This is a genomic window from Pradoshia sp. Z3_51, from assembly GCF_058215915.1.
Map to the genome: position 1 here is coordinate 637,147 of NZ_JBZAJC010000002.1, position 25,652 is coordinate 662,798.

Here is a 25,652-nt window from a genome sequence, read left to right on the forward strand (position 1 = left end):
ATTGTTGGGGTGAAAAATATCTCCATTATGTAAGAGAATTCTGCAATATAGTAGCAGATACATATAATTAATGACATTTGTATGTTGATGGGCAACTTTCCTTCTGTCAAAGAGGACTTATTCAAGAATTACGGATCTTTTTGGTAAGGGAAAATGATTCAACTGCCTGAAAATCTTCTTTCGTGTATTTTATATGAAGGTATAGGTATAAAGTCCATATTTCTGAATCATATTCTTCTAAAAATAGGAAAACGTAAACTGTTCTTCAGAAAGCTAGTTTACTAGAATGGAAGGGTGTAATTATGAAAACGATTACATATATGAATTTATGCAATCGTTTGCCTACTAAGAGAAGAATGAAGGAGGAGTGGAAGATGTCTGTGAGAAAGAAGAGAATTATCGCGTGGCTAGGCACATTTTGCTTGTTATTGACAATGCTCCCTCAGCTAAGTGCAAAAGCAGAAGATGGAAACACGGAGATTGTCATCCATTATCAGGAAAATGATGATGCAAAGGATTGGAATCTATGGGTATGGCCTGAAAATGGAGAAGGTCATGTCGAACAGTTTGAGGAAGAAGATGCATTTGGAAAGGTTGCGAGATTTACACTGGAGGGACTTCATGAGCGGGTTGGCTTTATTATTCGTACTGATTCATGGGAAAAAGATGGAGGCGACCGTTGGATTGAAGGAATAAAGGATGGAAAGGCGGAGGTGTGGATTATTTCAGGAGATGATGAAGTGTACTATTCAGAACCAAACAGTGAGCCGAGCATCAAAAAGGCAGCGATGGACAGCTTTACAGAAATCACTGTCACGACAAATAATCCACTTGATATAAACAGAACAGTGATTGAGCTTGAAAATGCACCCATTCAAGCAATTATTCCTGAGGAAGGGAATAACTCAGTAACAAATAAGTTTACGATAAAAACAAACAAGAAGCTTGATGTGCGTGGAAGCTATGCCGTGAGAATTGAGGGCTATGGAGAGCGGGCTGTTGAGATAGGAGGAGTGGTGCGGACAGAGGAGTTTGATCGCCAGTATTATTATGGTGGCAATGATCTTGGGAACACCTACTCACGTTTTTCGACCAACTTCCGTTTATGGGCTCCAACAGCTCAAGAGGCAAAGCTCGTTCTTTATGAAAATTGGAATGATCCTAAGGGCAAGGAAATTACGATGAAGTCGGATAAAAAGGGGACATGGACGGCTAAATTAAAAGGAAATCAGGATGGTCTCTTTTACACATATAAAGTGAATATAGGTGGGAAATGGACAGAGGCTGTTGATCCATATGTAAAGGCAGCGTCAGTCAATGGTCAAAAAGGAGCCGTGATAGAATTAGCGAAAACAAATCCGAAGGGCTGGGATAAACATAAGAGACCAAAGTTAGCGAATCCAGAGAGTTCAATTATTTATGAATTGCATGTACGCGACTTGTCCATCCAGTCAGAAAGCGGAATTAAGCAAAAGGGGAAATATTTAGGCGTTACGGAGAAAGGTACAAAGGGACCAAATGGGCTTCCAACCGGTCTTGATCATATACAATCATTGGGAGTAACTCATGTTCAATTTTTGCCAATCTATGATTATAAAACAGTAGATGAAACAAAGCTTGACGAGCCACAGTATAACTGGGGGTATGACCCACAAAACTACAATGTACCGGAAGGGTCTTATTCTACCAATCCCTATGAACCTAAAGTGAGAATAAAAGAACTGAAGCAAATGATCCAAACGCTCCATAAGGAGGACCTACGTGTAGTAATGGATGTTGTCTACAACCATATGTATGATGCTGCAGAGTCAAACTTTCAAAAGTTGGTTCCTGGCTATTACTACCGCTACAACGAGGATGGTACATTGGCCAATGGTACCGGTGTCGGCAATGATACTGCCTCCGAGCGAAGAATGATGCGTAAATTCATCGTCGACTCCTCAAGCTATTGGGCGAAGGAATATAAACTGGACGGATTTCGATTTGATTTAATGGGAATCCATGATGTTGAGACAATGAATGATGTAAGGAAGGCTTTGAAGCGTATTGACCCATCATTTATTATCCATGGGGAAGGTTGGGATTTAAATACTCCGCTTGCGGCTGACATAAAGGCAAATCAGAAAAATGCTGAAAAAATGCCTGGCATTGCTCATTTCAATGATGACATTCGAGATGGACTGAAGGGCAGCGTATTTGAAGAGCAGGATAATGGATTCGTAAATGGAAAATTGAATATGGAAGATCGAATCAAAAAAGGCATCATGGCCGGTCTTGATTATGATAATAACCAGGCGACATACCGTGATCCGGAACAGGTCATCACTTATGTAGAAGCACATGATAATCACACCCTTTGGGACAAGTTGGAATTGACGAATCCAAATGCAAGTTATGAAGAGAAAAAACAAAGACATAAACTGGCCTCGTCTATCATTTTAACTTCACAGGGGATCCCATTTATTCACGCCGGACAGGAATTTATGCGAACTAAGTATGGAGACCATAATAGCTATAAATCCCCAGATGAAATTAATCAATTAGATTGGAAACGGAATGCAGAATTTGTGAATGAAGTGAAATATATGTCGGGGTTGATAGATCTTCGTAAAAACCATCCAGTATTCAGGATGACGGAGGCCAGCGCAATAAAGGATAGTATTCGCTTTTTGGATGCACCGGTAAATACGATTGTCTATACGATTACTGAACCATCAAGAGGAAAGCAATATGAGAGCTATTTTGTAGCACATAATGCTAACACAAATGATGTTGAAGTTGTACTTCCAAGGAACGCTGTATGGAATGTACTCGTTAATGCGAATGAGGCTTCCTCGAAACCCATATATAAATTGAAAGGTGATAAGGTAATTATTCCAGCATTAAGTACGGTTGTGCTCCAAGAAAAGGGGAAAAGATATAAAAAGAAGCGCTGATGCATAGTTTATCGTTTATCCATGGCCAAACAGCCCTGTCATCATAATGACAGAGCTGTTTGTTTTTTTATTAAGTTTTTTAAAACGAATTAGCTAAGACTTCAATAACCAACTATGCCCCGGCTATCCCCGGTCAAAGGCGGAGCAAAGGTGCGTCCAAGGTGAAGGAAGGCAGCTATCGAACACCTATGTAGCACCTTTGCCCCGGGTATCAAACCCACCTCTCCCGTCAGTTTATCTCCTAAGACAAGTAAAGGAAGGTTTAGAAAACGAAAAAAAGAAAGCCAAAACAGGCTTTCTCTTTACTTAGATATAAACTGCTGAGTCCAGATGTGGCCAGACTTCGCATAACCTACGCCAATATGAGTAAACTTCGAGCTTAAAATATTTGCTCTGTGACCTGAGCTATTCATCCACGCATTTACAACTTGTTCAGGTGTTGTTTGACCTTTTGCGATGTTTTCACCGGCAGATTTATAATTGATGCCAAAGTTTTTCATCATGTCGAATGGAGAACCATAAACAGGACTAGTGTGACTAAAGTAATTATTATCTCTCATATCTTCTGACTTGTATCTAGCTACTCTGGCAAGCTCCCAATCATATTTTAATTCCTGCAAACCTTGTTTTGCTCTTTCAACATTGACGAGCCTGATAACTTCTTGCTCATAGGCCTTAACATCGTCTTGAGTAGGAATATTGATCTTTTGACCAGGATAAATCAAGTTTATATTTGAAATTTGAGAATTGGCTGCAATAAGTTCGCTGATTCCTGTCTCTGTTTTAACAGCAATCTTCCATAAAGTATCACCGGAGACAACCGTATATTGATAGTCTGCAAAAGCGGTGGCTGTAGGTAGCAGTAAAGTAGTTGTGAGTATAACTGATGTGATTTTTTTCTTCATCTTTCCTCTCCTTAAAATTTTTATTACGGGTTCGATTATATAAAAGAATGGAAGAGAATTGGTTGTCAATATCAGGAATCTACTAATATTGCCATTTGAACCCCTCTAGAAAGGGATTTATACAAATTTGGTAAATGATAGAATTGGCGATATAACTATTAGAGGGAGAGCTGATTTTTTAATAACCGATTATTAATGTTAAGAGTATAAACATCCAAGCTCGGGGCTTTTTTGTTGCGAAGATAGGGGTTAAGAGATGTGTTGAAATTTGATTTAGAAAATAATGAAATATGACAAATTCAAAAACAGTATATACGTTCCTTCTATAAGTCTTTTATACTAGAAGTAGGCAAATGGAAGGGGGGTCCATATAATGAAAAAGATGTTAATCGCATTAGGTGTAACATTATTATTTACAGGGTGCAGTGCTAGCGAAAGTTCAATTAGGTAAACGAAAAGGTGAAGATTGAGAGTTCTGTTGGACAAAAAGCCGTACATACATATATTAAGAAAGCAAAAGCTCATCTCAGTACAGCTCCTAATTATAATCCGGCAGTCTATGATGATCGGCTTATGAAAATGGCAAGTGATTCATTTCAGATATCTGTGGAAGAAGCAACTGAGATTTACAAAGCCTATGAATATGATAAATAATTTTTTTATTTAAATTTAAAGCGCTTTCATTTGATGGGAGTAAAACTTTATTTTAGTTCTGTATTAACCTTCTTACAAAAAGGGTAATAAACTATTGATAGGGCTAATACAGAGAGGAAGTGGCACGGTGAGTCTCCAGACCGTTCTGTTTGATTTTGATGGAACTATTGCCGATACTTTACCTGTTAGTTTTGAAGCTTTTAGGTATGTGTTTAATAAATATGATCAAAGAAGTTTAACTGATGAAGAGATTATTCAATTATTTGGTCCCATTGAGGATGTTATTATAAGAAATCATTTACGTAATAAGGAAAAGGTGGAGCATGCCATAGAAGATTTTTATGATTTATATGAAAAAGGGCATAATCGTGAGTTTGAATACTTAACAGAAATTCAGGAAATGCTGGATGTTTTAAAGGACATGGATATAAATCTGGGAATTGTTACTGGAAAAAGCAGAAGATCATTAACACTCTCACTAGAGTTGTTGAATCTATACGACTATTTCGATGTGACCATTTCTGGCGATGAAGTTAAAGCACCTAAACCCGATCCTGAAGGGATACAGAAATCACTATTTTTACTCCATAATGATCCATCTGAGGTCATCGTTGTTGGAGATAGCCAGGCTGATATCGCTGCAGGAGCTTCAGCGCACGTAACGACCATCGCAGCTCAATGGTTTAGCACAGTTCAAACGAGCTTGTATGGAACAAAGCCTACTCATATTTGTAAGACTCTTCCTGATTTTATTAAATTGATAAAAAAATATAAGCATGAAACTTCAATTAAAATACACAAAAAATAAATAGTTTATTCTAATTAATTCCTTTTAAATTAACTCTTTGTAGTTAAACTTAAAAGGTTTTTTTGTCTATTCGCTTTAGTAAAATTGTTTATAAGCTTTATTTTGAAGATGAAACATTGTGAAAATCATTGATTAGTTTAGTATAATAGTCTTGTATGTGAAAGGGGGCTCTCACGTTGAAGGTTAAAAAAACCATATGGGGAAGTATAGGAATGTTATTAATGGTTCTTATCTTGGCTGGTTGTAATGAAACTGTCAGTCCAGAAGAGCGATTGAAGGAATACATAAACCTGTGGAACGATCAGAAATTTGATAAGATGTATTCGAACTATGTAGCAGACTCAGCCAAAGACAAGTTTAAAAAAGAACAATATGTCGATCGATATCAAAAGGTCTATAAGGACCTGGAGATTTCCGATTTATCAGTTAAAAGCGAATTCAAGGATGAGAAAGAGCTGAAGAGGGATCAAAAAAGTATAACACTTCCCATTCAAGTAAAAATGAATTCCCTTGCAGGACCGATTGAATTTGAAAAAGAAGTAACCATGAAGCTTGAAACGAAGGATAAGGAAGAGAATTGGTATGTAGACTGGGATACAACTTATATTTTCCCTGAACTTCAGCCAGACGATAAGATTGGGATTAAAACGACAACTGGTAAAAGGGGCGAAATCCTTGATCGTAATGGAAATGGACTTGCGATAAATGGAATTGCTCAAACTGTAGGTATAACACCAGAGAAGTTTGATGAATCCAAAAAAGCTGAGTTAACAAAATTTTTGAATCTTAGCAATGACTATATTGATAAACAGCTTAATCAAAGCTGGGTTCAGCCAGGTTATTTTGTGCCAATTAAAACAATCCAAAATAACCAAACAGAGCTGATTGAAAAATTAAAAGTTATTAATGGTGTCAGTTTCCAAGAAAAAGAGATTCGGGAATATCCATATGGTGAAAGTGCAGCCCATTTGACAGGATATGTAGGTACTATTACTGCTGAAGAGCTAGAGAAAAATAAAGATAAGGGCTATTCAAATGACAGTATAATTGGCAAAAGAGGGCTTGAGCAATTATTAGAGGATAAACTGCGCCCGAAAGATGGCAATACGATTTATATTAACCGCGAAGATGACCCTATAGTCATTGCTGAAACAGAAGCAGAGGATGGGGAAAGCTTTAGGTTAGTATTGGATGGTGAATTACAAAAACAAGCATTTCAAAATATGAAGGGAGCTGCGGGGACATTTGCTGCGGTACATCCAAATACAGGAGATGTATTGGCGCTTGTAAGTTCTCCGTCGTTTAATCCAAACGACTTTGTACTGGGAATTAGCTCAGAGAAGTATAGTCAGCTGGAAAATGATAAAAAACTGCCATTGTTAAATCGATTTGCGGCCGCTTATTCACCTGGTTCAACGATCAAGCCGATTATTGCAGCAATTGGTTTAAAAACGGGTAAGCTTGACCCAGAAAAACAGCTGAATATTAAAGGCTTAAAATGGTCTAAAGGGAAAGAATGGGGAAATGCCTCTATTACAAGAGTAAGCGATCCAGGAAAACCTGTTAATCTTCAAACTGCCTTACAAATCTCAGATAATATTTATTTCGCACAGACAGCTCTTTCGATTGGTGAGACTGATTTGATTAATGGATTTAAGGAATTAGGGATTGGCGAAGAAAAATTCCCGCTCGAATATCCAGTCCGCGCATCACAATATTCAAATAGCGGCAAATTGGAGAGCAGTAAATTATTAGCTGATACTGGCTATGGTCAAGGAGAAGTATTAATGAGTGCGGTTCATTTATCCAGTATTTACGGTACAATTGTCAATGATGGAAAATTGATGAAGCCTCGTCTTTACCTTGATACTGAAACTGCCGTTTGGCATGATTCTTTTATTACTGCTGAACAGGCTAAAACATTGAAAACTGACTTGAGGAAGGTTGTTACAAGCGGCACAGGAAAGGCTGCAAACACACCTAAACTGGAATTAGCAGGTAAGACAGGTACAGCTGAGCTGAAAAGCACACAAGGAGAAGAAGGTATTGAAAATGGGTTATTCGTAGCCTATGATCAAAAAAATCCGAAGGCTGTCATGGCACTGTTAATAGAAGATGTACAAAATAATGGCGGAGGTAAAAATGTTCAATCCATTGTTCAAAAGACATTCTTGGATTGGGATTCCTCTGAAATTGATTAATTAAAAAGGTAAACAAAAAATAGAAAAGAAGCTTCCATTCAGAACATGAACGATACTCTGGATAGCGGACACTGATAAAAAAGTGCCACTATCCGGGGGTATCTTTCAAGTAAGGGTGGGAGCTTCTTTTTTCACGCTTCTTTACAGGTTTTATTTTTGCATCATCCAAGTTAATAGTTCTTTTTATTTTTTCATCAATACTTTTAGTTATTTACTATCTTCTACTGAGTGCACCTTAAATAGATAAACTAGTAATCTGAAAAAATAATAGTGATGTAAATCGATTAACGGGATTTAATTCTCCTCACCAGGTAGATGATGCCTGCTAAGATGATGCCTGCGATGCTCACAAATCCCATTAGCAATATAGAAAAGCCTAATCCAATGTTCGCATCTTCAGAGGGGGTAATCACTTCAGCAATAATTAAGAACGTATACAAGCCAAAGGTAGCTAGGTAGATTAATAGTGCTGCATAACGCTCGCTTTTACTCCCTTGCCTGGTTACTGCATAAACGCAAAAAAAGGAAAACGCCAGGAGAGCGTACCTCAAGATAATCTCAGTATAATTAATATAATCCATAATCATCGCATCCTATCTCTTAATAAATTTAATATATTGAACATCCTACACCATTATAAAGTTAATATGGGTATTTATGGAATAAGCAAAAAGGCATGTCCTATCAGAAAACTTATATCAGGTTAACAAAATTAATGTAAAAGTCATTGAAAAAAGGCATCAGTCTCAAACTGATGCCTTTAATTTGCTTATCTCGAATAGCTTTATCTTAATTAGCTAAATCAATAATCCTACCTTCTACATTAGGTGAAACAGTTTGTTCAGGGAAGGACTGGATGTAATCAGAGAAAATCTCCCAATCAACGAAGCCGGGTTCGCTTACGCGGCCATCTGCATAAATATCAGCAAAGACAGAATAGCCATCGCCGCCTTTGGCAGTGAAGATGTTTGTAGCAGCGAAGTAGGTCTGTGTATCTACGAGTGATGTATATTCACCATTCTGGTTTATTTCGACTGATTGCACGCGTGTGCCTGCTGGTTTAGAGCTATCATAGGTAAAGCGAATGCCTGCGACCTGCAGGTATCCGCCGCTAGCGCTTGGAGCAGCACTAACGCTATGTTCAAGAGCTGTTTTCAATTCTGCTCCGCTAATTTCCATGATTGCGAGTGCATTGCTGAAGGGGAGGACTGTCATAACGTCAGCTAAAGTGATTGGTCCTGCCTTTAAGGTTGTCCGGACACCCCCGCCATTTTGTAGGGCAATGACAGTATTTGGGTTGATGGCTTTTGCCTTATCGAGCATTCCATCAGCAATCAAGTTGCCAAGATTTGTTTCGCCTGTCCTTGCAGCAGGATTGCCACCAATCAGATCGACGGCTGTTGTTCCGACAACTTGTTTTTTCTTTGCGTCAACAATCGGCTTATACTTCGCTAGGATTTGAGCAGCTGCCGGGTCTTCAGCAAAGATATAAGATCCTTCTGTGTTCTTAGCATCAATGCTAATCAGTTCGCCATCATAGGCGATAACTTTTCCTTTTTTATCAAAGCTCACATCAAGCTCACCAAGATATTTGGAATACTCGTTTGCTTGGACGATAATAGTCGGTTCTTTGTATTTATCTATAACGACGGGTTCGTTCAGCTGTGAATGAGAGTGGCCGCCAACAATAATATCAATGCCTTCGACTTGATTAGCAAGCTCGAGGTCATTGTCTCCTCCGCCATCATTGTAGCCAATATGGGTAAGGGCGATGATTTTATCGACACCTTGTTTCTTGAATGCTTTAACGGAGGCTTTAGCTGAATTGATATATTCCTCGAATTTAACATCACCAGGACTAGAGATACTGGTAGTCTCAGCGGTCGTTAAGCCGAAAATACCAACTTTCTCACCGTTTACATTTTTAATAATACCGTCGTATATTTTTCCATCATGTGGTTTAGCAGTATAGGTGTTATTCTGAAGTCTTTTCATGAGGGCATCATCGCTGAAGTCAACATTTGCACTCACAAATGGGAACTCAGCGCTTTGAACGAATGGCAGCAAGGTCTCAGTGCCAAGGTCAAATTCATGGTTACCAAAGGTAAAAGCATCGAATCCGGCAAGATTCATCAATTCAAGATCGGCTAGTCCCTTAAATTCATTAAAATAAAGGGTGCCTGAGAATACATCACCAGCATGGAGAAGAAGATTATTCGTATTTCCATTGCGATGTTCATTAATTGCGGTTATTTGTCTTGGTGCATTTTCAATATTAGCATGTGTATCGTTCACATGAAGAACACGCAACTGATAATCTGGGGCTTTTAGGGCTAGTTGCAGCATGGAAATAAGCTCAGATAAGCTAGCCTTTTGTTTATAACCAAATTCAGTATCGGAAATAGCTTCAGCGATGTCGTATAGAAGGATAGAACCGATTCTTTCAGCGTGTTTAGCAGGTACATCAGAGAAGTTTGTTACTGTGCTTCCTTTCAAATCGAAAGCCTTCGCAATCCAAACAGCAAGCTCCCCACGAGTTAAGGGCTCATAGCTGCCAAATTTATTCTTGCTTTTCCCATCAAGAATACCGGCATAGACTAATGAGTTTACAGCTTTTTGGGACGATTTTGGCACATCCGTAAAGCTTGTCTTTGGAGCTTTTTGGCTATCGAGTTTTAATGCACGCGCCATCAGAGCAGCTGCATCAATTCTAGATATGGATTTCTGTTTCTTCATACTTTGGGACGAAACGCCCAGTTCCTGAATAAAACGTGCTTCATTCTGGCGATCAGATGTTTTTGCATCGACTGCCGGCGCAAGCAATGTTCCAGCAAGCGCAACAACCATTGTCATAATGGCCAACATACGAGAAAACTTCAATCGAAACTTCATATACCGCTCCCCTTTTGTTTGATATGGCCAAGATATAGGCCTCATATCTGATTATAAATTAGTTTTCGAGGCAATCGACATAATTTTCAAATAAATGGTAAATTTGAACTATATATTAATAATCAATTCTTTTAAGAGATATTTATTTAGTATCTGTAATGTTTTGTTTAATAATTAAGCCTTAGAAATCTGATTAACCTTATCATATAGTGTATGTGTTCAAGATGAAGGAGAAAGGTTATTAATTTTGATCTTAAATTTTACAGATCTTTATTTTCCGAGTTATTAAATTTAAATGAAATCTAAATGGAAAACGTTTTGTAATATTATTCCAAATGGTGATACTCTTATGAATGGAGGTGGAGTGTTGAGAAAATTCAGTTTATGGTCGATGGGAATGATGATAGCAGGGCTGATATTATTCGGTTTAACCGCAGGTATAGAAAAACATGTGGAACTTTTATTTCTTTTAGGAAGTCTTTCTTTTGTAGTTGGAATAGTCTTCAGTTTTGTGGCGATTGCAAAACAGGAAGAAGGTTGGTTAAAATTCATTTCACTCAGTTCTTTTTTTATTGTGTTCTTTGTGATTAGCTGGTTTGAGCCGTTTTATTTCATTCGAGTCCTTACTTGGTTGAAAAATATGGCTTAGAAATGAGAAGGGGAGATAGAGTTTTAGATAAAAAAGGTACTGCAAGTAGCAGCACCTTTTTTTAATTGAGAATATGAGAATATAATTGAAAATGTAAAATAGGATTAAATTATTCTATTAAACTTCTTCAGTTACTGTTAAACCAAGTCCTGCAGCTACAAGTGTTCCATATTCAGGATCAGCTTTGTAGAAATGCTGGATTTGACGTTCGATAATTTCAGGTACAGTTACACCTTGCATAGATCCAACGATGTTGTTAACCAGGTTAGCGCGTTCTTCACTGCTTAACAATCTGTAAAGATCACCAGCTTGAGTGTAGAAATCATCATTATCATAAGAAGTGCTTGCAGCATAGCCTTCCACTTCAAATGTTGCTTGTTGGTCTTCTGGAGATTCTTGTGGACCTCCGAAGCTGTTTGGCTCGTAGTAGACAGAAGAACCGCCATTTATACTTGGGTTCATTTGTCCGTCACGTTGATAGTTATTTACTTCAACTTTAGGACGGTTGACTGGTAAGTGATTATGGTTTGCTCCCACACGGTAACGGTGAGCATCTGCATAAGCGAATAAGCGACCTTGCAATAATTTATCCGGTGATACATCAATACCAGGAACGAAATTACCAGGAGAGAATGTAGCTTGTTCTACTTCTGCAAAATAGTTTTCTGGGTTTCTATCTAATACCATGCGGCCAACTTCGATTAAAGGATAGTCTTTTTGAGACCAAACTTTTGTTACATCGAATGGATCGAAACGATATGTGTTTGCATCTTCAAGTGGCATGATTTGTACGCATAATTTCCATGCAGGATAATCGCCAGCTTCAATTGCATTGTGTAAGTCTTCGATATGGTAGTCTGGATTTGTACCTGCAAGCTCAGCAGCCAAATCAGTAGATAGATTTTTTACCCCTTGTTCTGTTTTCCAGTGGTATTTAACCCATACGGATTTACCTTCCGCATTCGTCCATTTGAATGTGTGGCTACCAAATCCGTGCATATGACGCCAAGTAGCAGGAATACCACGGTCAGACATAAGTATTGTTATTTGATGTAAAGATTCTGGTGAAAGTGACCAGAAATCCCAAACAGCATTAGGGTTTTTCAAATGTGTTTTTGGATCTCTTTTTTGTGTATGTATGAAATCAGGGAATTTGATTGCATCACGGATAAAGAAGACAGGAGTATTGTTACCAACGATATCATAGTTACCTTCTTCAGTATAAAGTTTTACAGCAAATCCACGAGGATCACGCAATGTATCAGCAGAACCAAGTTCACCTGCAACTGTAGAGAAACGAATGAACAAAGGCGTTTTTTTGCCAACTTCAGATAGGAAAGCAGCTTTTGTATATTCAGTTAGATCCTTTGTAACTTCGAAATAACCATGTGCTCCGCCGCCTTTTGCATGCACAACACGCTCAGGTACACGTTCTCTGTTAAAGTGAGCTAATTTTTCTAATAAATGTACGTCTTGGATTAAAGTTGGTCCGCGTCTTCCAGCTGTGATGGAATTTTGGTTATCTCCTACAGGAGCTCCCCAACTAGTTGTTAATTTTTTGGACATTATTTATACCACCTTTTTCGTATGATAAACCTATTATATTTATTTTTTATCATATTATCAATTAAAAACAACTATTTATTTAAAATAATTATAAATAGAATGAAATTAAGCGAAAGGATGCTTTTTTAATTCATTATGAGAGAGCTCTTAATGGTAGGGATAATACCTAAAGCAAGCAGGAGAGGCAGCAAGGAGATTCTCAATTAAGAAGCAGGTATTCTTAATTATGTTCTTTTAATTAGAGTATGAAAATATCAACTTTATATAAATATGGAAAGGGATTTTCTATCGAACCAGTTGATTTTCCAAATTGATTGGGAAAGTTATGTATCCTTTATCAGTTTCCTTGCTGTCAAATGGAATGGTTCATGAATCTTCCTTTAAATACAATCTAAAAGTATTTGATGAGAAATATAATTTAATTAAATTCTTTTACTTTCCCATTTATGGTTAAACAGAGTAAGATGAAAAATAACATATAAAACATATTGGAGAGGTGTGAAATAATGGGAGAAACGGTCCGCACAGTTCCGAGACCATTGGTACGTTTAAACCAATGGGTGATTTTTCTTAGCGTGGTCGCTACTTGGGTAACAGGTATAGAATGGATTTTAGCACTGCCTTTATTTGCAGGAATTATGGGTTTAGTCCCTGGATTCAATCCAATCATGCAAGGAGGTAAGTTATTTTTAAGAAAAAAACCTTCTGATTATATCCCGGAAGAGTGGGCTCAGCAACAATTTAATCAAGTGATCGCTGTTATTTGTCTTGCAGGCGGCCTGATCAGTTATCTACTTGATTGGGTGATTGCTGGATATGTATTTACGGCCATGGTTGCTATTGCTTCATTTGTAGCTATTCTTGGATTCTGTATTGGTTGTTTTATTCGTTTCCAGTGGCAGCAATATAGGTATAAGAAATCAGTAAATAAAACAGTTTAAAAGAAGGAAAAGGATCTTGCATGCTATCGCAGGATCCTTTTTTCTGGGCAGAATCGTAGAATTATTGCTAACGACTTAATTAAAAACCCCCGCAAGGCTATCGCTTTGCAGAGGCTCCAACTTAAATAGATTGCGATTCATCCAGATCAACAGGTTCATTTTTATCCTTCATTCTACTGAAGATCGTTGCTAAAATCGGTCCTGATATATTGTGCCATACACTAAAGATGGCACTTGGAACAGCTGCCAAAGGTGAGAAATGTGCTACCGCTAATGAAGCACCCAATCCTGAATTTTGCATACCGACTTCAATCGCGACTGCTTTCCTTTTCGCCAGATTCATGCCTAATAATTTACCGAATAAGTATCCGATTAAATAGCCTAAGCCATTATGTAAAATGACTACAGCGAAAATGAGCAATCCTGTTTCAGCAATTTTTTGCTGATTTGCCGCAACTACAGCTGCAACAATAGCAACTATGGCAATAACAGAAACAAGAGGCATTACTTTAACACTTGCTTTCGCCTGCTTATTAAACAATTTCTGAACAATAAAGCCAAGTGCGATTGGTATAACAATTACTTGCACAATCGAGATAAATAAGCTAGTAGGTGCAACATCGATGTATTCGCTTGCGAATAAGAAAATGAGTGCAGGTGTGACAACTGGAGCCAGCAATGTTGTGATGGAAGTAATGGTTACGGATAATGCAACATCTCCTTTTGAAAGAAAGGTCATGACATTAGAAGCCGTTCCTCCTGGGCAGCAGCCTACTAAAATGACGCCGACTGCAATTTCTGGTGGAAGATCGAATAGCTTGACCAATAAAAATGCCAATGTGGGCATAATCAAGAATTGACCGACTACACCGATGAGAACATCCTTCGGTCTTGTTAATACTTCTTTAAAATCAGCAGGTGAAATTGTTAATCCCATCCCAAACATGACAATCCCTAATAAAACGGTAATATAGGCTGCAATCCAAGAAAAACCATCTGGAATAAAGAAGGCAAGTGCTGCAAAAATAAGTACCCATACTGCAAAGGTGTTACTTACAAATTGACTGAAACGTTCTAAAGCTTTCATATTTCACCTCAGGGATAAATTTGTTTAATATGGGAAATTATATATTAATATCTGAATATAATCAATAGTCTGAAAACTCATTGTGAAGAGATGCATTCAAAAGAAACATTTTTTTGGCTGACTTCTTGTGTTCTCTCTATATATAGTATGGATAATTTCCGAATATCTCTGTGAAAAAGCAAAAAAATACACCATCAAACTCAAGAAACATACATAATATCGAGTAAGGTGGAAAATATTCACTTTGAATTTAATGCTTTTATTAATTCATCCGGATTTTGTGAACCCACTACCACTTTTCCATTTCCTTTTCCTCTTAATTGCAATTCTATTCCCTTGTTGCCGCCTATATTATATGCTGTATCCCCATTTAAATTAAATCTTATGCCCCAGCCTCCGAATTGTAGTAACGAATTGTAGGTAATACTAGAATATTGAACCATATCTTTAAATAAAAATGATTTATAATGGAGGTGAAACGGCATATAACGCACATACAATCCATCCTTACGCACCTCAGTTTCTAGCTTACAGAATCCCAGTAATAGTCCTAATGGGATTGCTATTCCAAAAACAAGCCAAAGAATTGTTAAAAACGGATTAGATGCAGGTTTATCACCGAATGGAATTCCGAAAATGACCTGTTGAATAAATGCATACCAAAATAATGTAGCGAGAGCTATAATAAAAATCCATAGCAAGGGTTGGCGAGGGTATTGAACTTCTCGAAAGATTACATCCTCCTGTTTTTTCATGATAATAATTTCCTCCTCTTTACATAATTAAGTACTAATGTTTGAGTACAGAACTTTTGTATTATTATAAATATGTGTTATTTATACTCCTTATTGTACTATTTAAGTGAAAAACTGTCATAATTCTACCTGTCCTTTAATTCCAGATAAAACTAAAACTCAAAAAGGCATGATCTCCGTAGATAAATGCCTCATTTCTTCTGTTAATTATATTTTCAGTAATAATGCTTGTTCATCTGTTGAGAGCTTTAAAGTCTATCCTCTATTTTTAATAGTAAAGGGAAATGAGTAGTAACACTTTATCATTCCTAGCTTTCTTATTTAAATTCCGCATAACTTGCTCCTATTTTTAAATCAAGGTCACCTTTCTTCAGCATGGGCATAAACTGTAGCATGCAATCCTTGTTGAACTGATAATTAATTTGCACGCTAGACATTTATCATGCATAGGATGAAATGAAAATGGTTGAGGAGGGTAACCTTGTATGTCGCAATATAGAGAAATTATCACGAAGGCAGTAGTGGCAAAGGGGCGTAAGTTTACCAAGGCAAATCATACGGTTTGTCCAGACAACGATCCTACCAGTATACTGGGCTGCTGGATTATTAATCATACGTACGAAGCTAAGAAACATGGTAAAAAGGTAGAAATTGCAGGATATTATGATATCAATATTTGGTATTCATATTGCAATAATACAAAGACAGAAGTCAGAACAGAAAAGGTTCCGTATAAAGATACCATCAAATTAAAGTATCGGGACCAAACAGTCTATGATGATAATGAAGTCATAGCCAAAGTGGTTCAACAACCGAATTGTATTGAATGTCTAATAACTCCAGATGGTGAAAAAATTTCTGTTCATGTTGAACGTGAATTTTTAGTGGAGATTATTGGTGAAACAAAAGTAACTGTTTCAATCAGGGAAAATGCAGACACCGATGAGGAAAGCTGGGAGCTTGAGGTAGATGATGACGAACTGGAGGAAATTAATCCTGATTTCCTTGATCATAGTGAGTCATCCAGTGAAGAGTCCAGCTCCTATGAATCAGACAGGAAAAAAAGCAAAAGCAAGCGGGATTAAGTAACTAGAGAGAAAAACTCTCTAGTTTTTTTGTTGTTAGATGAGCTTGGCTCCTATGATATAATACTTCTATTATATATTTGATTGAAAGAAAGGTTTTGGGAAAATGGCAGTAGCAACCTATACTCCTATGATTCAACAGTACTTGAGTATAAAGGCAGATTATCAAGATGCATTCTTGTTTTTCCGTCTCGGTGATTTTTATGAAATGTTCTTTGAGGATGCCATTAAGGCATCAAAAGAATTGGAGATAACCTTAACAGCGAAGAATGGTGGAGGAGAACAAAAGATTCCCATGTGCGGGGTTCCTTATCATTCAGCGCAGTCTTATATTGAAACACTGGTAGATCGTGGCTTTAAAGTGGCCATTTGCGAACAAACAGAGGACCCAAAAGCGGCAAAAGGAGTCGTTAAACGTGAAGTTGTCCAATTAATTACTCCAGGTACGGTGATGGAAGGAAAGAGTCTCGCCGAAAAAGAGAATAACTATCTTGCGACTATTTCTTCCATAGATGGCTTGGGATTTGGAGTGGCTCATATTGATTTAACGACTGGCGAAAATCGAGTAACCCATTTTTCCAATTTTAAAGATGTGTTAAATGAAGTTTCCGTTATAGGATCTAAAGAAGTTGTGGTTCAGCCAGATTTCGGTGAAGAAAAAGAAGTGTTATTAAAAGACAGAGGGATTGTCACGATTTCTTATGAAGCCGACTCGGAACCGAAGGAAGAGTTTAACCATTTGGTAAGTGAGCTTCCGAAAAAAGACCTAAAGCATACGGTAGCCCGTTTGCTCAATTATATACAGCGTACTCAAAAGAGGACGATTGAACATATTCAACCAGTTGAATTATATGAAACGGAACAATATTTAAAAATTGATTACTATTCAAAAAGAAATTTAGAGCTCACGGAAACTATTCGTTCAAAAGGTAAAAAAGGCTCTCTTTTATGGCTTCTTGATGAAACCAAGACGGCCATGGGCGGCAGAAGACTAAAGCAATGGATTGAACGCCCATTAGTCAGCGAATCTGAAATAGAAGCTCGGTTATCGATGGTTGAAACATTTATGAATCAATTTTTTGAACGGGAAGAGCTGCGTGAGCTATTACATGAAGTGTATGATTTGGAACGTTTAACAGGCCGTGTTTCCTATGGCAATGTAAATGCACGAGATTTACTGCAGCTGAAGCGTTCCCTGCAGCAAGTACCGGCTATTATTGATGTGATTGGAAGGCTGCCTATTGATACGGCTAAACAAATCGCTTCCCGGATGGATCCGTGTGAAGAAGTGACGGATTTACTTGAGCAGGCGCTGCATGAGAACCCGCCGATTTCCATTAAAGAGGGAGGCATTATTCGCGAAGGGTATAACGAAGATTTAGATCGTTATCGCGATGCTTCCAAGAACGGGAAAACCTGGATCGCTCAGTTGGAACAAAAGGAAAGAGAAAGAACAGGTATCCGTTCTCTAAAAATTGGTTATAATCGTGTATTTGGTTATTACTTGGAAGTAACAAAGGCAAATCTCCACCTTCTGAATGATGATCGATATGACAGAAAACAAACTCTTGCAAATGCAGAACGTTATATCACTCCAGAATTAAAAGAAAAAGAAACAATCATCCTCGAAGCAGAGGAAAAAAGTACAGGTCTGGAATACGATTTGTTCTGTGAATTACGTGATCAAATTAAAGATTATATACCTCGTCTGCAAAAATTAGCGATGGAAATCAGTGAATTGGATGTTTTACAATGTTTCTCTACTATTAGTGAACGTTACCACTATGTAAAACCACAATTCTCTCATACACGTCAAATGAGTATAAAAAATGGCCGACATCCAGTCGTAGAAAAGGTTTTAAAAGCACAGGAATATGTACCGAATGATTGCTTCTTGGATAAAAAGAAGGAAATCTTATTAATTACTGGACCAAATATGTCCGGTAAGAGTACGTATATGCGCCAGGTTGCCTTGACAGCGATTATGGCCCAAATCGGCTGCTTTGTACCTGCAGACGAAGCAATCCTGCCAATATTCGATCAGGTATTTACGAGAATCGGTGCAGCAGATGATTTGATATCAGGACAAAGTACCTTTATGGTCGAAATGCTTGAAGCGAACCATGCGATTACGAATGCAACAGAAAACAGTTTGCTTCTATTCGATGAAATCGGAAGAGGAACGTCAACCTATGATGGAATGGCATTGGCCCAATCAATCATAGAATATATTCATCATCATATTGGTGCAGCTACCCTCTTCTCCACGCATTATCATGAGTTAACAGCTCTAGCTGATCAACTCAGCAAGCTGAGTAACGTACATGTTCGTGCAATTGAGCAAAATGGCACAGTCATTTTCCTTCATAAAGTAGTCGATGGACCTGCTGATCGCAGTTATGGTATTCATGTTGCCAAGCTTGCGGAAATGCCGGAGACGGTGATTAAGCGAGCGCAAGAGATATTAAACGTCCTTGAACAAGGGGACAAGCAACCAAAACCTACGCCGCCTGTAAAAACTGAAACTGATGCTGAAATTGTCAGTGAACAGGCGCAATTATCCTTTTTCACAGAAGATAAAAAGGAAAAAACGACTTCATCATCCCGACACTCAAAAGAGTGGAAGGTAGCGGAAGAGCTTAAATCCTTATCTATATTAGAGATGAATCCTTTAGAAGCTTTAAACGCCTTATATGCTTTACAGAAAAAATTAAAGTAGGAAGGAGAGAACGATATGGGGAAAATTGTACTGTTAGATGATCTATTATCCAATAAAATCGCTGCCGGAGAAGTAGTAGAGAGACCTGCATCTGTTGTAAAAGAGTTAGTGGAAAACTCAATAGATGCTAACAGTACGGTAATTGAGATTTATGCTACGGAAGCCGGTCTTGAATCCATTCGCATTATTGATAATGGGGAAGGGATGGAAGAGGACGATGCCCTCAATGCTTTTCACAGGCACGCGACCAGTAAAATAAAGGACGAAAACGATTTATTCAGAATTCGTACGCTAGGTTTCCGGGGTGAGGCATTGCCTTCAATCGCTTCTGTTTCCAAATTCGAATTAAAGACCTCAACAGGTGATGGACCTGGAACCCGTCTTTTACTCGAGGGCGGCAAGGTCCTTACTCATGAGTCCTATTCAAGCCGTAAAGGAGCCGATATAACGGTGAGTGAACTGTTCTTTAATACACCGGCTCGTCTGAAATATGTTAAAAGCGTTCATACAGAGCTTGGGAATATAACCGATGTCGTAAATAGGCTGGCACTGTCGCATCCGGATGTATCGTTTAAGCTGGTTCACAACGACCGTACCTTATTACAAACATCAGGCAACGGCAATCCACTTCAGGTGCTTGCCGGGATATATGGGATACAAACTGCTCAAAAAATGCTGCCGTTTGAAGCATCAACACTTGATTTTTCAATAAAAGGCTATGCCGGACATCCGGAAATGACGAGGGCTTCGCGTAACTATATGACCATTTTGGTAAATGGAAGATTTATTAAGAATTATTTAATCGCCAAAGCAGTCATGGAAGGGTACCATACTTTATTGCCTATTGGACGTTATCCAATTGCGATGCTCAATATTGAAATGGATCCTTTATTGGTTGATGTGAATGTGCATCCTTCCAAAATGGAGGTTCGTTTCAGTAAAGAGCAAGAGCTGATGACATTAATTAGCGAGGCCATCCGGAATACGTTTAAAAAAGAGACATTAATTCCGACAGGCGCTCCTGTTAAACGTGAGGAAAAAGCAAAAACGGAACAAGCTCAATTTACGTTTACGGAGGAAAGAGCCAAGCGGCCTGAGGCGCCAAAGCAGACTCCTCCAATGGTAAAGGCAACTGAAGGATTTTCAGTGATTTATGATCCGCCTGAGATTGAACAGCCGAAGCGGGAATTCGAGGCTCCTAGTCCTATCGAGTTGAACGAGCCTGGAAGGGAATCAGTAGAAGAACAGGTAGAAACTGAACCGTTTATCAGTTCAGAAGCGGGTTCCGAACGTGTCGGAACGATCGTAGAGCAAAAAGAAGAGGAATTAGAGCCGATTCAAGACAATCAGGACATGCAAGAAAGCCGAATTCCGCCTTTATATCCGATTGGACAGCTGCATGGAACGTATATTTTGGCCCAAAATGAACAAGGGCTCTATATGATTGACCAGCATGCTGCCCAAGAGCGGATTAAGTATGAGTTCTTCAAGCATAAGGTGGGAGAGGTCAACAAAGAACTGCAAGAAATGTTGGTACCGATGACACTGGAGTATTCAACAGATGAGTTTGTGAAGCTGGAAGAACATAAAGAAGAGCTGGAAGCGGTCGGAGTATTTTTAGAACCATTTGGATTAAATAGTTATATTGTCCGCGCCCATCCAACCTGGTTCCCAGCAGGCATGGAAGAAACGATCATCGATGAAATGGTCCACCAAGTATTAACGATGAAAAAGGTGGATATCAAGAAATTGCGTGAGGAAGCGGCAATTATGATGAGCTGTAAGGGGTCAATTAAAGCCAACCGGCATTTGCGTAATGATGAAATCAGTGCATTACTGGATGAATTGCGTCATACAAATGATCCATTCACATGCCCGCATGGCCGTCCAATTATCGTTCATTATTCGATTTATGAGCTGGAGAAAATGTTTAAACGGGTTATGTAATGTAGTAAGTAAATAAAAATGCATTAAACTTTAATTAAGCGGGGGAACAAGTCGTTTTCCTCCGCTTTTTTTGTGTTTATAATATAAGTTTGGATACAAAAAAGCTCCTAAGCTGCGCTTTTTTGGGGCCTATCCCCCAGCTATGAGGCACCTATGACTGGCCTATACCGGGTAAAGGTGTCTGAAAGGTAGGTGAAGTATGGAGGAAAGGAGCTATCTCCCAGCTATGAGGCACCTATAACCGGCCTATACCGGGGGAAAGGTGTCTGAAAGGTAGGTGAAGTATGGAGGAAAGGAGCTATCTCCCAGCTATGAGGCACCTATAACTTGACCTATACCGGGGTAAAGGTGTCTGAAAGGTAGGTGAAGTATGGAGGAAAGCGCTATGCCTCAGCTATGCTCCACCTATGACCAGCCTATACCGGGGTAAAAGTGTCTGAAAGGTAGTCATCTTAGGGAATTTAATTTATGAGCAGGTACCATTACTTGCAGGGTTGATTCTCTCTAAGCAGCTGCTTATGTTTTTATGTAAATCGCATATATGTATTAACCAGGACCCGAGAAATCAATCTTGAAAATCAAAAAAGGTGTCAAATCAGCCTATCATACTGATCAGACACCTTTTTAATTACTCAATATCAATAGTTTGCTCTTGCTTCGCTTGCCATAGTTTGAATTTTTCGAGGTCTTCAGTTATTTGCTTAATGGTAAATCCGATGATGGCTGCATCATCAGCAAAACCAAGACCTACAATAAAATCAGGGATAAAATCAATAGGTGATACAAAATAGATAATGGCTGCGATTATAGAAATAATCGATTTTTTAGGAATCTCTTTATAATCACCCTTTACCCAAGAGCGAAACATGGTGATGAGTAATTGAAGATTGTCCCATACCTCTTCCAGTGCATTTTTGTTTGTATTTGATTTCGTAGTTGCTTCATCTAATAGCTCATTTGATTTTTTTGTATTATTTAAATAGGTTTTGGCTGAATCGATGTATTTTTTATATTTATGTATTCCTTTGTTTTGTTCTTCCATTACTCATTCCTCCTAAACGACAACTTGTTTACATTTTAAGGTATATTTCTTCAACTAACAACATTTCAGTGATTGGCTTGAAAATAAATTAAATACCTCTCATTAGAAGTGCTGCTTAATGTCTTTTTCCCTAAATTTGTGTATACTAATCCTATCCTGAGAAAAATTGAGGTGTATAGAGTTATGAGTAAAAGTCGGGCTAAAAAATATAGGTTGAAATTGGAGAGGGAAGGCAAGCGCAATCCTGAGACTCTACGGGCCGGCCTATATACAATTGATTTGAGTACAAGAATGACGAAAACAAAGAAGGATAAAATGGAACAATTTAAACATAAAAAGAGATTTCAGCATCTAACAAAGGATGAGGGAATCTCTTTTTATTTGGCTCTAAGGAGATGTGTATAAAAGGAGTCAGTATTTTAGTCCATGGCACTGAGACCTTATACTATTCTATGTACTGAAACGATTAGTGAAATGGTGAACCAAAGGCCAAGCACGCACCTCAATTTTTTTTGCAAAATGAAATATAGGCATTTCACCATTAATATCAATACCTTGCTTGGATAGAACGGAATTCTTACTGAATTCTGCTTCTGCCTCTTGTAATATCCAAGGGTCATGTAAAATATCACAGCGAAGCGGTACTCCTGATAAATTTAAGGTATAAAAGCAGTAACGCTCGGCCATCCATTCCTCGAAAGACCCTTTAGCTGCCTGAAATGGTTCTGAAATTGGTCTATAGCTACAGGCTAACTCGATTTCATGGTCATGTAGTCTCTTACTTTTAAATTCAATGTTTGTATCATTAGTCTGGATCTCCATATCAGTGTACCAATACGGTAAGTGGTATAGTGTTCTAGCCCCTTTTACAGCAAGCCAATTGGAAGCATCCAAACTAAAAAAGTACACACCTGGCTTTCCATCGAGAATGACATATGTACGAACATTTAGCTCAGGAAATTGATCTGTTCCTGGAATAGGGGGTAATCCCCGGAGTCTAATACCCGACATACGAAACGGTACAACCCCAATCCAGCATATGCCATTATATGAATCCAAAGGGAGCACTTCAGGTACTAACTTTCGTAATACCTCATATTTAATTGGATAATGGGCAAATAAAAGATCGCTCCATGTCTGCTTCATTGTCCAAGGTAAATTCGGGAGAGCCCATGGACGATGACTGTCATCCCATTGGTTTTTATCGAGCTTTAGTTGTTCTCCCAAAGCCATCACTTCCTTAACATTTTTTTTGGAATTGAACTCCTTCTAAAATAATCGTTACCACTTTACTGAAGTTAAGTAAAACTACATCAAAAGTTTAAAAAAAACATCATGAGAATTAGCTTTTATTTTGCAATTTTACATGGAGAGAAACAACCCAATTAATACCTATTATACCGTTAAATTGAAATGATTTTATATTATTAATCTATTTTAAAGTAACTATTGTAGATTTAAATTCAGGATCTTACAGATAAATGTAAGCCTTGTAGAAAGAACTTTCCAACGTGAAGAATTAGATGGGTTTGTAAGTTTCCTATGGAATCAAGATGCCAGTGGTCATATTGAACCCGCTATTTCATCTGTGGATAAAAAATAAGAAAAGAAGAAGCGAGACAAGAACATACATGAATCCTATAAAAGTCTTATAGTTATAAAGTTCTCTAATACCGGTTATTAAAAATAGGACGAATAAATAAACAAAAAGTAATTGCACCAAGGCGAAAACTCTATATGAAAAAATATAACCCAGTAAGAAAAACGTAAGTAAGCCGGTTAACACCTGTATGAAACGGAGCATGAAAACAATCTCCTCATTTCTATATATGTAAGATACCTTTCTTCATCCTCAGCAATTTACTGCGCGTAATATCGTTTACGCCTTCAAACCTCTATAATAAATATTGATTAGGTAATTGTTATATGATTGATTACTGAAGCACCTTAATTATAGGGTTAGTATTAATAGAATTTATCTTAAGGTTAAAGTTCATCTAAAAATTATTTAAAAATAATAAAAGTGTGAAAAAAGATTTGAATAAAGACCATTTAAACTGACTATACTGGTTAGATGTTACTCGCTCATGTTCAGATTATAATGATTTATGTTAAGATAAGAAAAAAATGAATAGGGCAGTGTGAAGCATAAATGGAAAAACAGAAATTGGTCGTTATTATTGGACCAACGGCAGTGGGAAAAACCAAATTATCAATCAATTTGGCCAAGAAGTTCAATGGTGAAATTATAAGTGGCGATTCAGCACAGATTTTTAAGGGTATGGATATAGGAACTGCTAAAGTTACAAAGGACGAAATGGAAGGGATTCCTCATTATTTAATTGATTGCAGGGAACCATCTGAATCCTATAATGTTTATGATTTTAAGCAAGAAGTGCAGCAGAAGATTAATGATATAACGAATAGGGGAAAGCTTCCTATATTAGTGGGTGGTACCGGTTTGTATATTCAATCCGTCCTCTATGATTACCAGTTCCCTGAAACCACAGCAAATCCTAATATTCGAAAAGAGCTGGAAGAACGAATTGAACAAGAAGGGCCTGATGCTGTTTATCAAACACTTGTTGAGATTGATCCCGTTGCTGCAAAAAAAATACATCCTAATAACACAAAAAGAGTTATCCGTGCTTTAGAGGTATTTTACGATTCAGGAAAGCGTTTCAGTGAACAGGAACAATCCACAGAGAGAACATTATTATATGATGTGGCTCTGATTGGGTTAACGATGGACCGCGATCTTTTATATAAAAGGATCAATGAACGAGTCGAAGCAATGATGCAGAAGGGTCTTGAAGAGGAAGTCAGAAAACTATATGCAAAAGGATTAAAAGATGCACAATCCATGCAAGCAATTGGATATAAGGAATTTGAGGGACTAATTGAAGGAACTGAAACACGAGAAAATGTCATAGCAGAAATACAGCGGAATTCCCGTCGGTTTGCAAAAAGACAATTTACTTGGTTCCGAAATAAGATGGATGTTCACTGGTTCGATATGACCAATTTGGCTGATTTCGAAAAAATTTCTGAAGAAATATCGCTTGAAGTGGCAGGAATGCTCGCTTTAAAGGCGAATAGATAAACTATAGAGAGAAAAGAGGAGGCAAAAAAATGAAACAAGGAATCAATATTCAAGATCAAATTTTAAATCAATTGCGTAAGGAAAATGTATATGTAACAATCTTTTTACTTAATGGATTTCAGTTACGCGGACTGATAAAAGGGTTTGATAATTTTACAGTCTTAATTGAAACAGAGGGTAAACATCAACTGGTCTACAAACATGCGATTTCAACATTTGCTCCTCAAAAAAATGTACAAGTTGACCTTGAAGGTTAAGGATAAGTACGGCAGACTCCCTCTACGGTGAGTCTGTTTTTTATTTAACTGATTTTTTCATTCTGTATGGAGGGTGCCCGGAATATAAATAAGGAGAGGAAATAT

Annotated in this window: 21 protein-coding genes; 13 read left to right on the forward strand and 8 right to left on the reverse strand. The window is 37.8% G+C overall.

All coding sequences use genetic code 11. From position 1 onward, the window contains the following. Positions 1-374 precede the first annotated feature (374 nt). Positions 375-2,936 carry a type I pullulanase gene (gene pulA, locus AC4BHA_RS06720; protein WP_490558375.1) on the forward strand — a complete coding sequence of 854 codons (2,562 nt, stop codon included), beginning with the start codon at positions 375-377 and terminating at the stop codon, positions 2,934-2,936. 302 nt (positions 2,937-3,238) lie between these two features. On the opposite strand, the gene safA is transcribed toward pulA, so the two are convergent. Further along, positions 3,239-3,841, reverse strand: a complete 603-nt coding sequence (gene safA / locus AC4BHA_RS06725) for a SafA/ExsA family spore coat assembly protein (RefSeq protein ID WP_140461349.1) — start codon at positions 3,839-3,841, stop codon at positions 3,239-3,241. 373 nt (positions 3,842-4,214) lie between these two features. Between safA and AC4BHA_RS06730 the strand changes: the two genes are divergently transcribed. The 4 genes from AC4BHA_RS06730 to AC4BHA_RS06745 all read left to right on the forward strand — a co-directional run bounded on the left by AC4BHA_RS06730 (position 4,215) and on the right by AC4BHA_RS06745 (position 7,504). Beyond that, positions 4,215-4,292, forward strand: coding sequence for a lipoprotein (locus tag AC4BHA_RS06730; protein ID WP_490558376.1), 78 nt, complete (start codon positions 4,215-4,217; stop codon positions 4,290-4,292). 8 nt (positions 4,293-4,300) lie between these two features. Beyond that, a complete protein-coding gene (locus AC4BHA_RS06735) occupies positions 4,301-4,495 on the forward strand; it encodes a hypothetical protein (RefSeq protein ID WP_490558335.1) in 195 nt (64 codons plus the stop codon). Between the two features lie 127 nt (positions 4,496-4,622). Continuing rightward, complete coding sequence (locus AC4BHA_RS06740) at positions 4,623-5,303, forward strand: HAD family hydrolase (protein ID WP_140461351.1); 681 nt, start codon at positions 4,623-4,625, stop codon at positions 5,301-5,303. A 176-nt stretch (positions 5,304-5,479) separates the two neighbouring features. Beyond that, on the forward strand, positions 5,480-7,504 hold the full coding sequence (locus AC4BHA_RS06745; protein ID WP_490558336.1) for a penicillin-binding transpeptidase domain-containing protein: 2,025 nt from the start codon (positions 5,480-5,482) through the stop codon (positions 7,502-7,504). Positions 7,505-7,788: 284 nt separating this feature from the next. Here the strand turns inward: AC4BHA_RS06745 and AC4BHA_RS06750 are convergent, their stop codons facing one another. After that, the gene (locus tag AC4BHA_RS06750) at positions 7,789-8,085 is read right to left on the reverse strand and encodes a hypothetical protein (RefSeq protein ID WP_140461352.1); all 297 of its coding nucleotides are present in this window, start codon (positions 8,083-8,085) and stop codon (positions 7,789-7,791) included. A 208-nt stretch (positions 8,086-8,293) separates the two neighbouring features. Then, a complete protein-coding gene (locus tag AC4BHA_RS06755) occupies positions 8,294-10,396 on the reverse strand; it encodes a 5'-nucleotidase C-terminal domain-containing protein (RefSeq protein WP_490558337.1) in 2,103 nt (700 codons plus the stop codon). Between the two features lie 364 nt (positions 10,397-10,760). Between AC4BHA_RS06755 and AC4BHA_RS06760 the strand changes: the two genes are divergently transcribed. Next, positions 10,761-11,045 (forward strand): hypothetical protein, encoded by a 285-nt coding sequence (locus tag AC4BHA_RS06760; protein WP_490558377.1) that lies wholly within the window; start codon positions 10,761-10,763, stop codon positions 11,043-11,045. Between the two features lie 117 nt (positions 11,046-11,162). On the opposite strand, the gene katA is transcribed toward AC4BHA_RS06760, so the two are convergent. Then, a complete protein-coding gene (gene katA, locus AC4BHA_RS06765; protein ID WP_139891121.1) occupies positions 11,163-12,614 on the reverse strand; it encodes a catalase KatA in 1,452 nt (483 codons plus the stop codon). Between the two features lie 503 nt (positions 12,615-13,117). On the opposite strand from katA, the gene AC4BHA_RS06770 reads away from it, so the two are divergent. After that, on the forward strand, positions 13,118-13,552 hold the full coding sequence (locus AC4BHA_RS06770; protein ID WP_490558338.1) for a DUF4395 domain-containing protein: 435 nt from the start codon (positions 13,118-13,120) through the stop codon (positions 13,550-13,552). Positions 13,553-13,673: 121 nt separating this feature from the next. Here the strand turns inward: AC4BHA_RS06770 and AC4BHA_RS06775 are convergent, their stop codons facing one another. Together AC4BHA_RS06775 and AC4BHA_RS06780 are read right to left on the reverse strand one after the other, a co-directional pair. Beyond that, on the reverse strand, positions 13,674-14,639 hold the full coding sequence (locus AC4BHA_RS06775) for a bile acid:sodium symporter family protein (protein WP_490558339.1): 966 nt from the start codon (positions 14,637-14,639) through the stop codon (positions 13,674-13,676). 239 nt (positions 14,640-14,878) lie between these two features. Next, positions 14,879-15,394 (reverse strand): DUF6141 family protein, encoded by a 516-nt coding sequence (locus AC4BHA_RS06780; RefSeq protein WP_139891118.1) that lies wholly within the window; start codon positions 15,392-15,394, stop codon positions 14,879-14,881. Between the two features lie 485 nt (positions 15,395-15,879). On the opposite strand from AC4BHA_RS06780, the gene cotE reads away from it, so the two are divergent. The 3 genes from cotE to mutL all read left to right on the forward strand — a co-directional run bounded on the left by cotE (position 15,880) and on the right by mutL (position 21,145). After that, positions 15,880-16,479, forward strand: a complete 600-nt coding sequence (gene cotE / locus AC4BHA_RS06785) for an outer spore coat protein CotE (protein ID WP_066099703.1) — start codon at positions 15,880-15,882, stop codon at positions 16,477-16,479. A 106-nt stretch (positions 16,480-16,585) separates the two neighbouring features. Continuing rightward, positions 16,586-19,198, forward strand: coding sequence for a DNA mismatch repair protein MutS (gene mutS / locus AC4BHA_RS06790; protein ID WP_490558340.1), 2,613 nt, complete (start codon positions 16,586-16,588; stop codon positions 19,196-19,198). 15 nt (positions 19,199-19,213) lie between these two features. Next, positions 19,214-21,145 (forward strand): DNA mismatch repair endonuclease MutL, encoded by a 1,932-nt coding sequence (gene mutL / locus AC4BHA_RS06795; protein ID WP_490558341.1) that lies wholly within the window; start codon positions 19,214-19,216, stop codon positions 21,143-21,145. Between the two features lie 628 nt (positions 21,146-21,773). Here the strand turns inward: mutL and AC4BHA_RS06800 are convergent. Then, a complete protein-coding gene (locus tag AC4BHA_RS06800) occupies positions 21,774-22,187 on the reverse strand; it encodes a YkvA family protein (RefSeq protein WP_066104258.1) in 414 nt (137 codons plus the stop codon). Between the two features lie 183 nt (positions 22,188-22,370). Here AC4BHA_RS06800 and brfA point away from each other — a divergent pair, with 183 nt between their 5' ends. Next, a complete protein-coding gene (gene brfA, locus AC4BHA_RS06805; protein WP_490558342.1) occupies positions 22,371-22,592 on the forward strand; it encodes a ribosome rescue factor BrfA in 222 nt (73 codons plus the stop codon). A gap of 45 nt (positions 22,593-22,637) precedes the next feature. On the opposite strand, the gene AC4BHA_RS06810 is transcribed toward brfA, so the two are convergent. Further along, positions 22,638-23,333, reverse strand: a complete 696-nt coding sequence (locus AC4BHA_RS06810; protein WP_225983718.1) for a YqjF family protein — start codon at positions 23,331-23,333, stop codon at positions 22,638-22,640. Between the two features lie 1,006 nt (positions 23,334-24,339). On the opposite strand from AC4BHA_RS06810, the gene miaA reads away from it, so the two are divergent. After that, positions 24,340-25,290, forward strand: coding sequence for a tRNA (adenosine(37)-N6)-dimethylallyltransferase MiaA (gene miaA / locus AC4BHA_RS06815; protein ID WP_490558343.1), 951 nt, complete (start codon positions 24,340-24,342; stop codon positions 25,288-25,290). Between the two features lie 29 nt (positions 25,291-25,319). After that, positions 25,320-25,547 (forward strand): RNA chaperone Hfq, encoded by a 228-nt coding sequence (gene hfq, locus AC4BHA_RS06820; RefSeq protein ID WP_066104248.1) that lies wholly within the window; start codon positions 25,320-25,322, stop codon positions 25,545-25,547. The last annotated feature ends 105 nt before the right edge of the window (positions 25,548-25,652 follow it).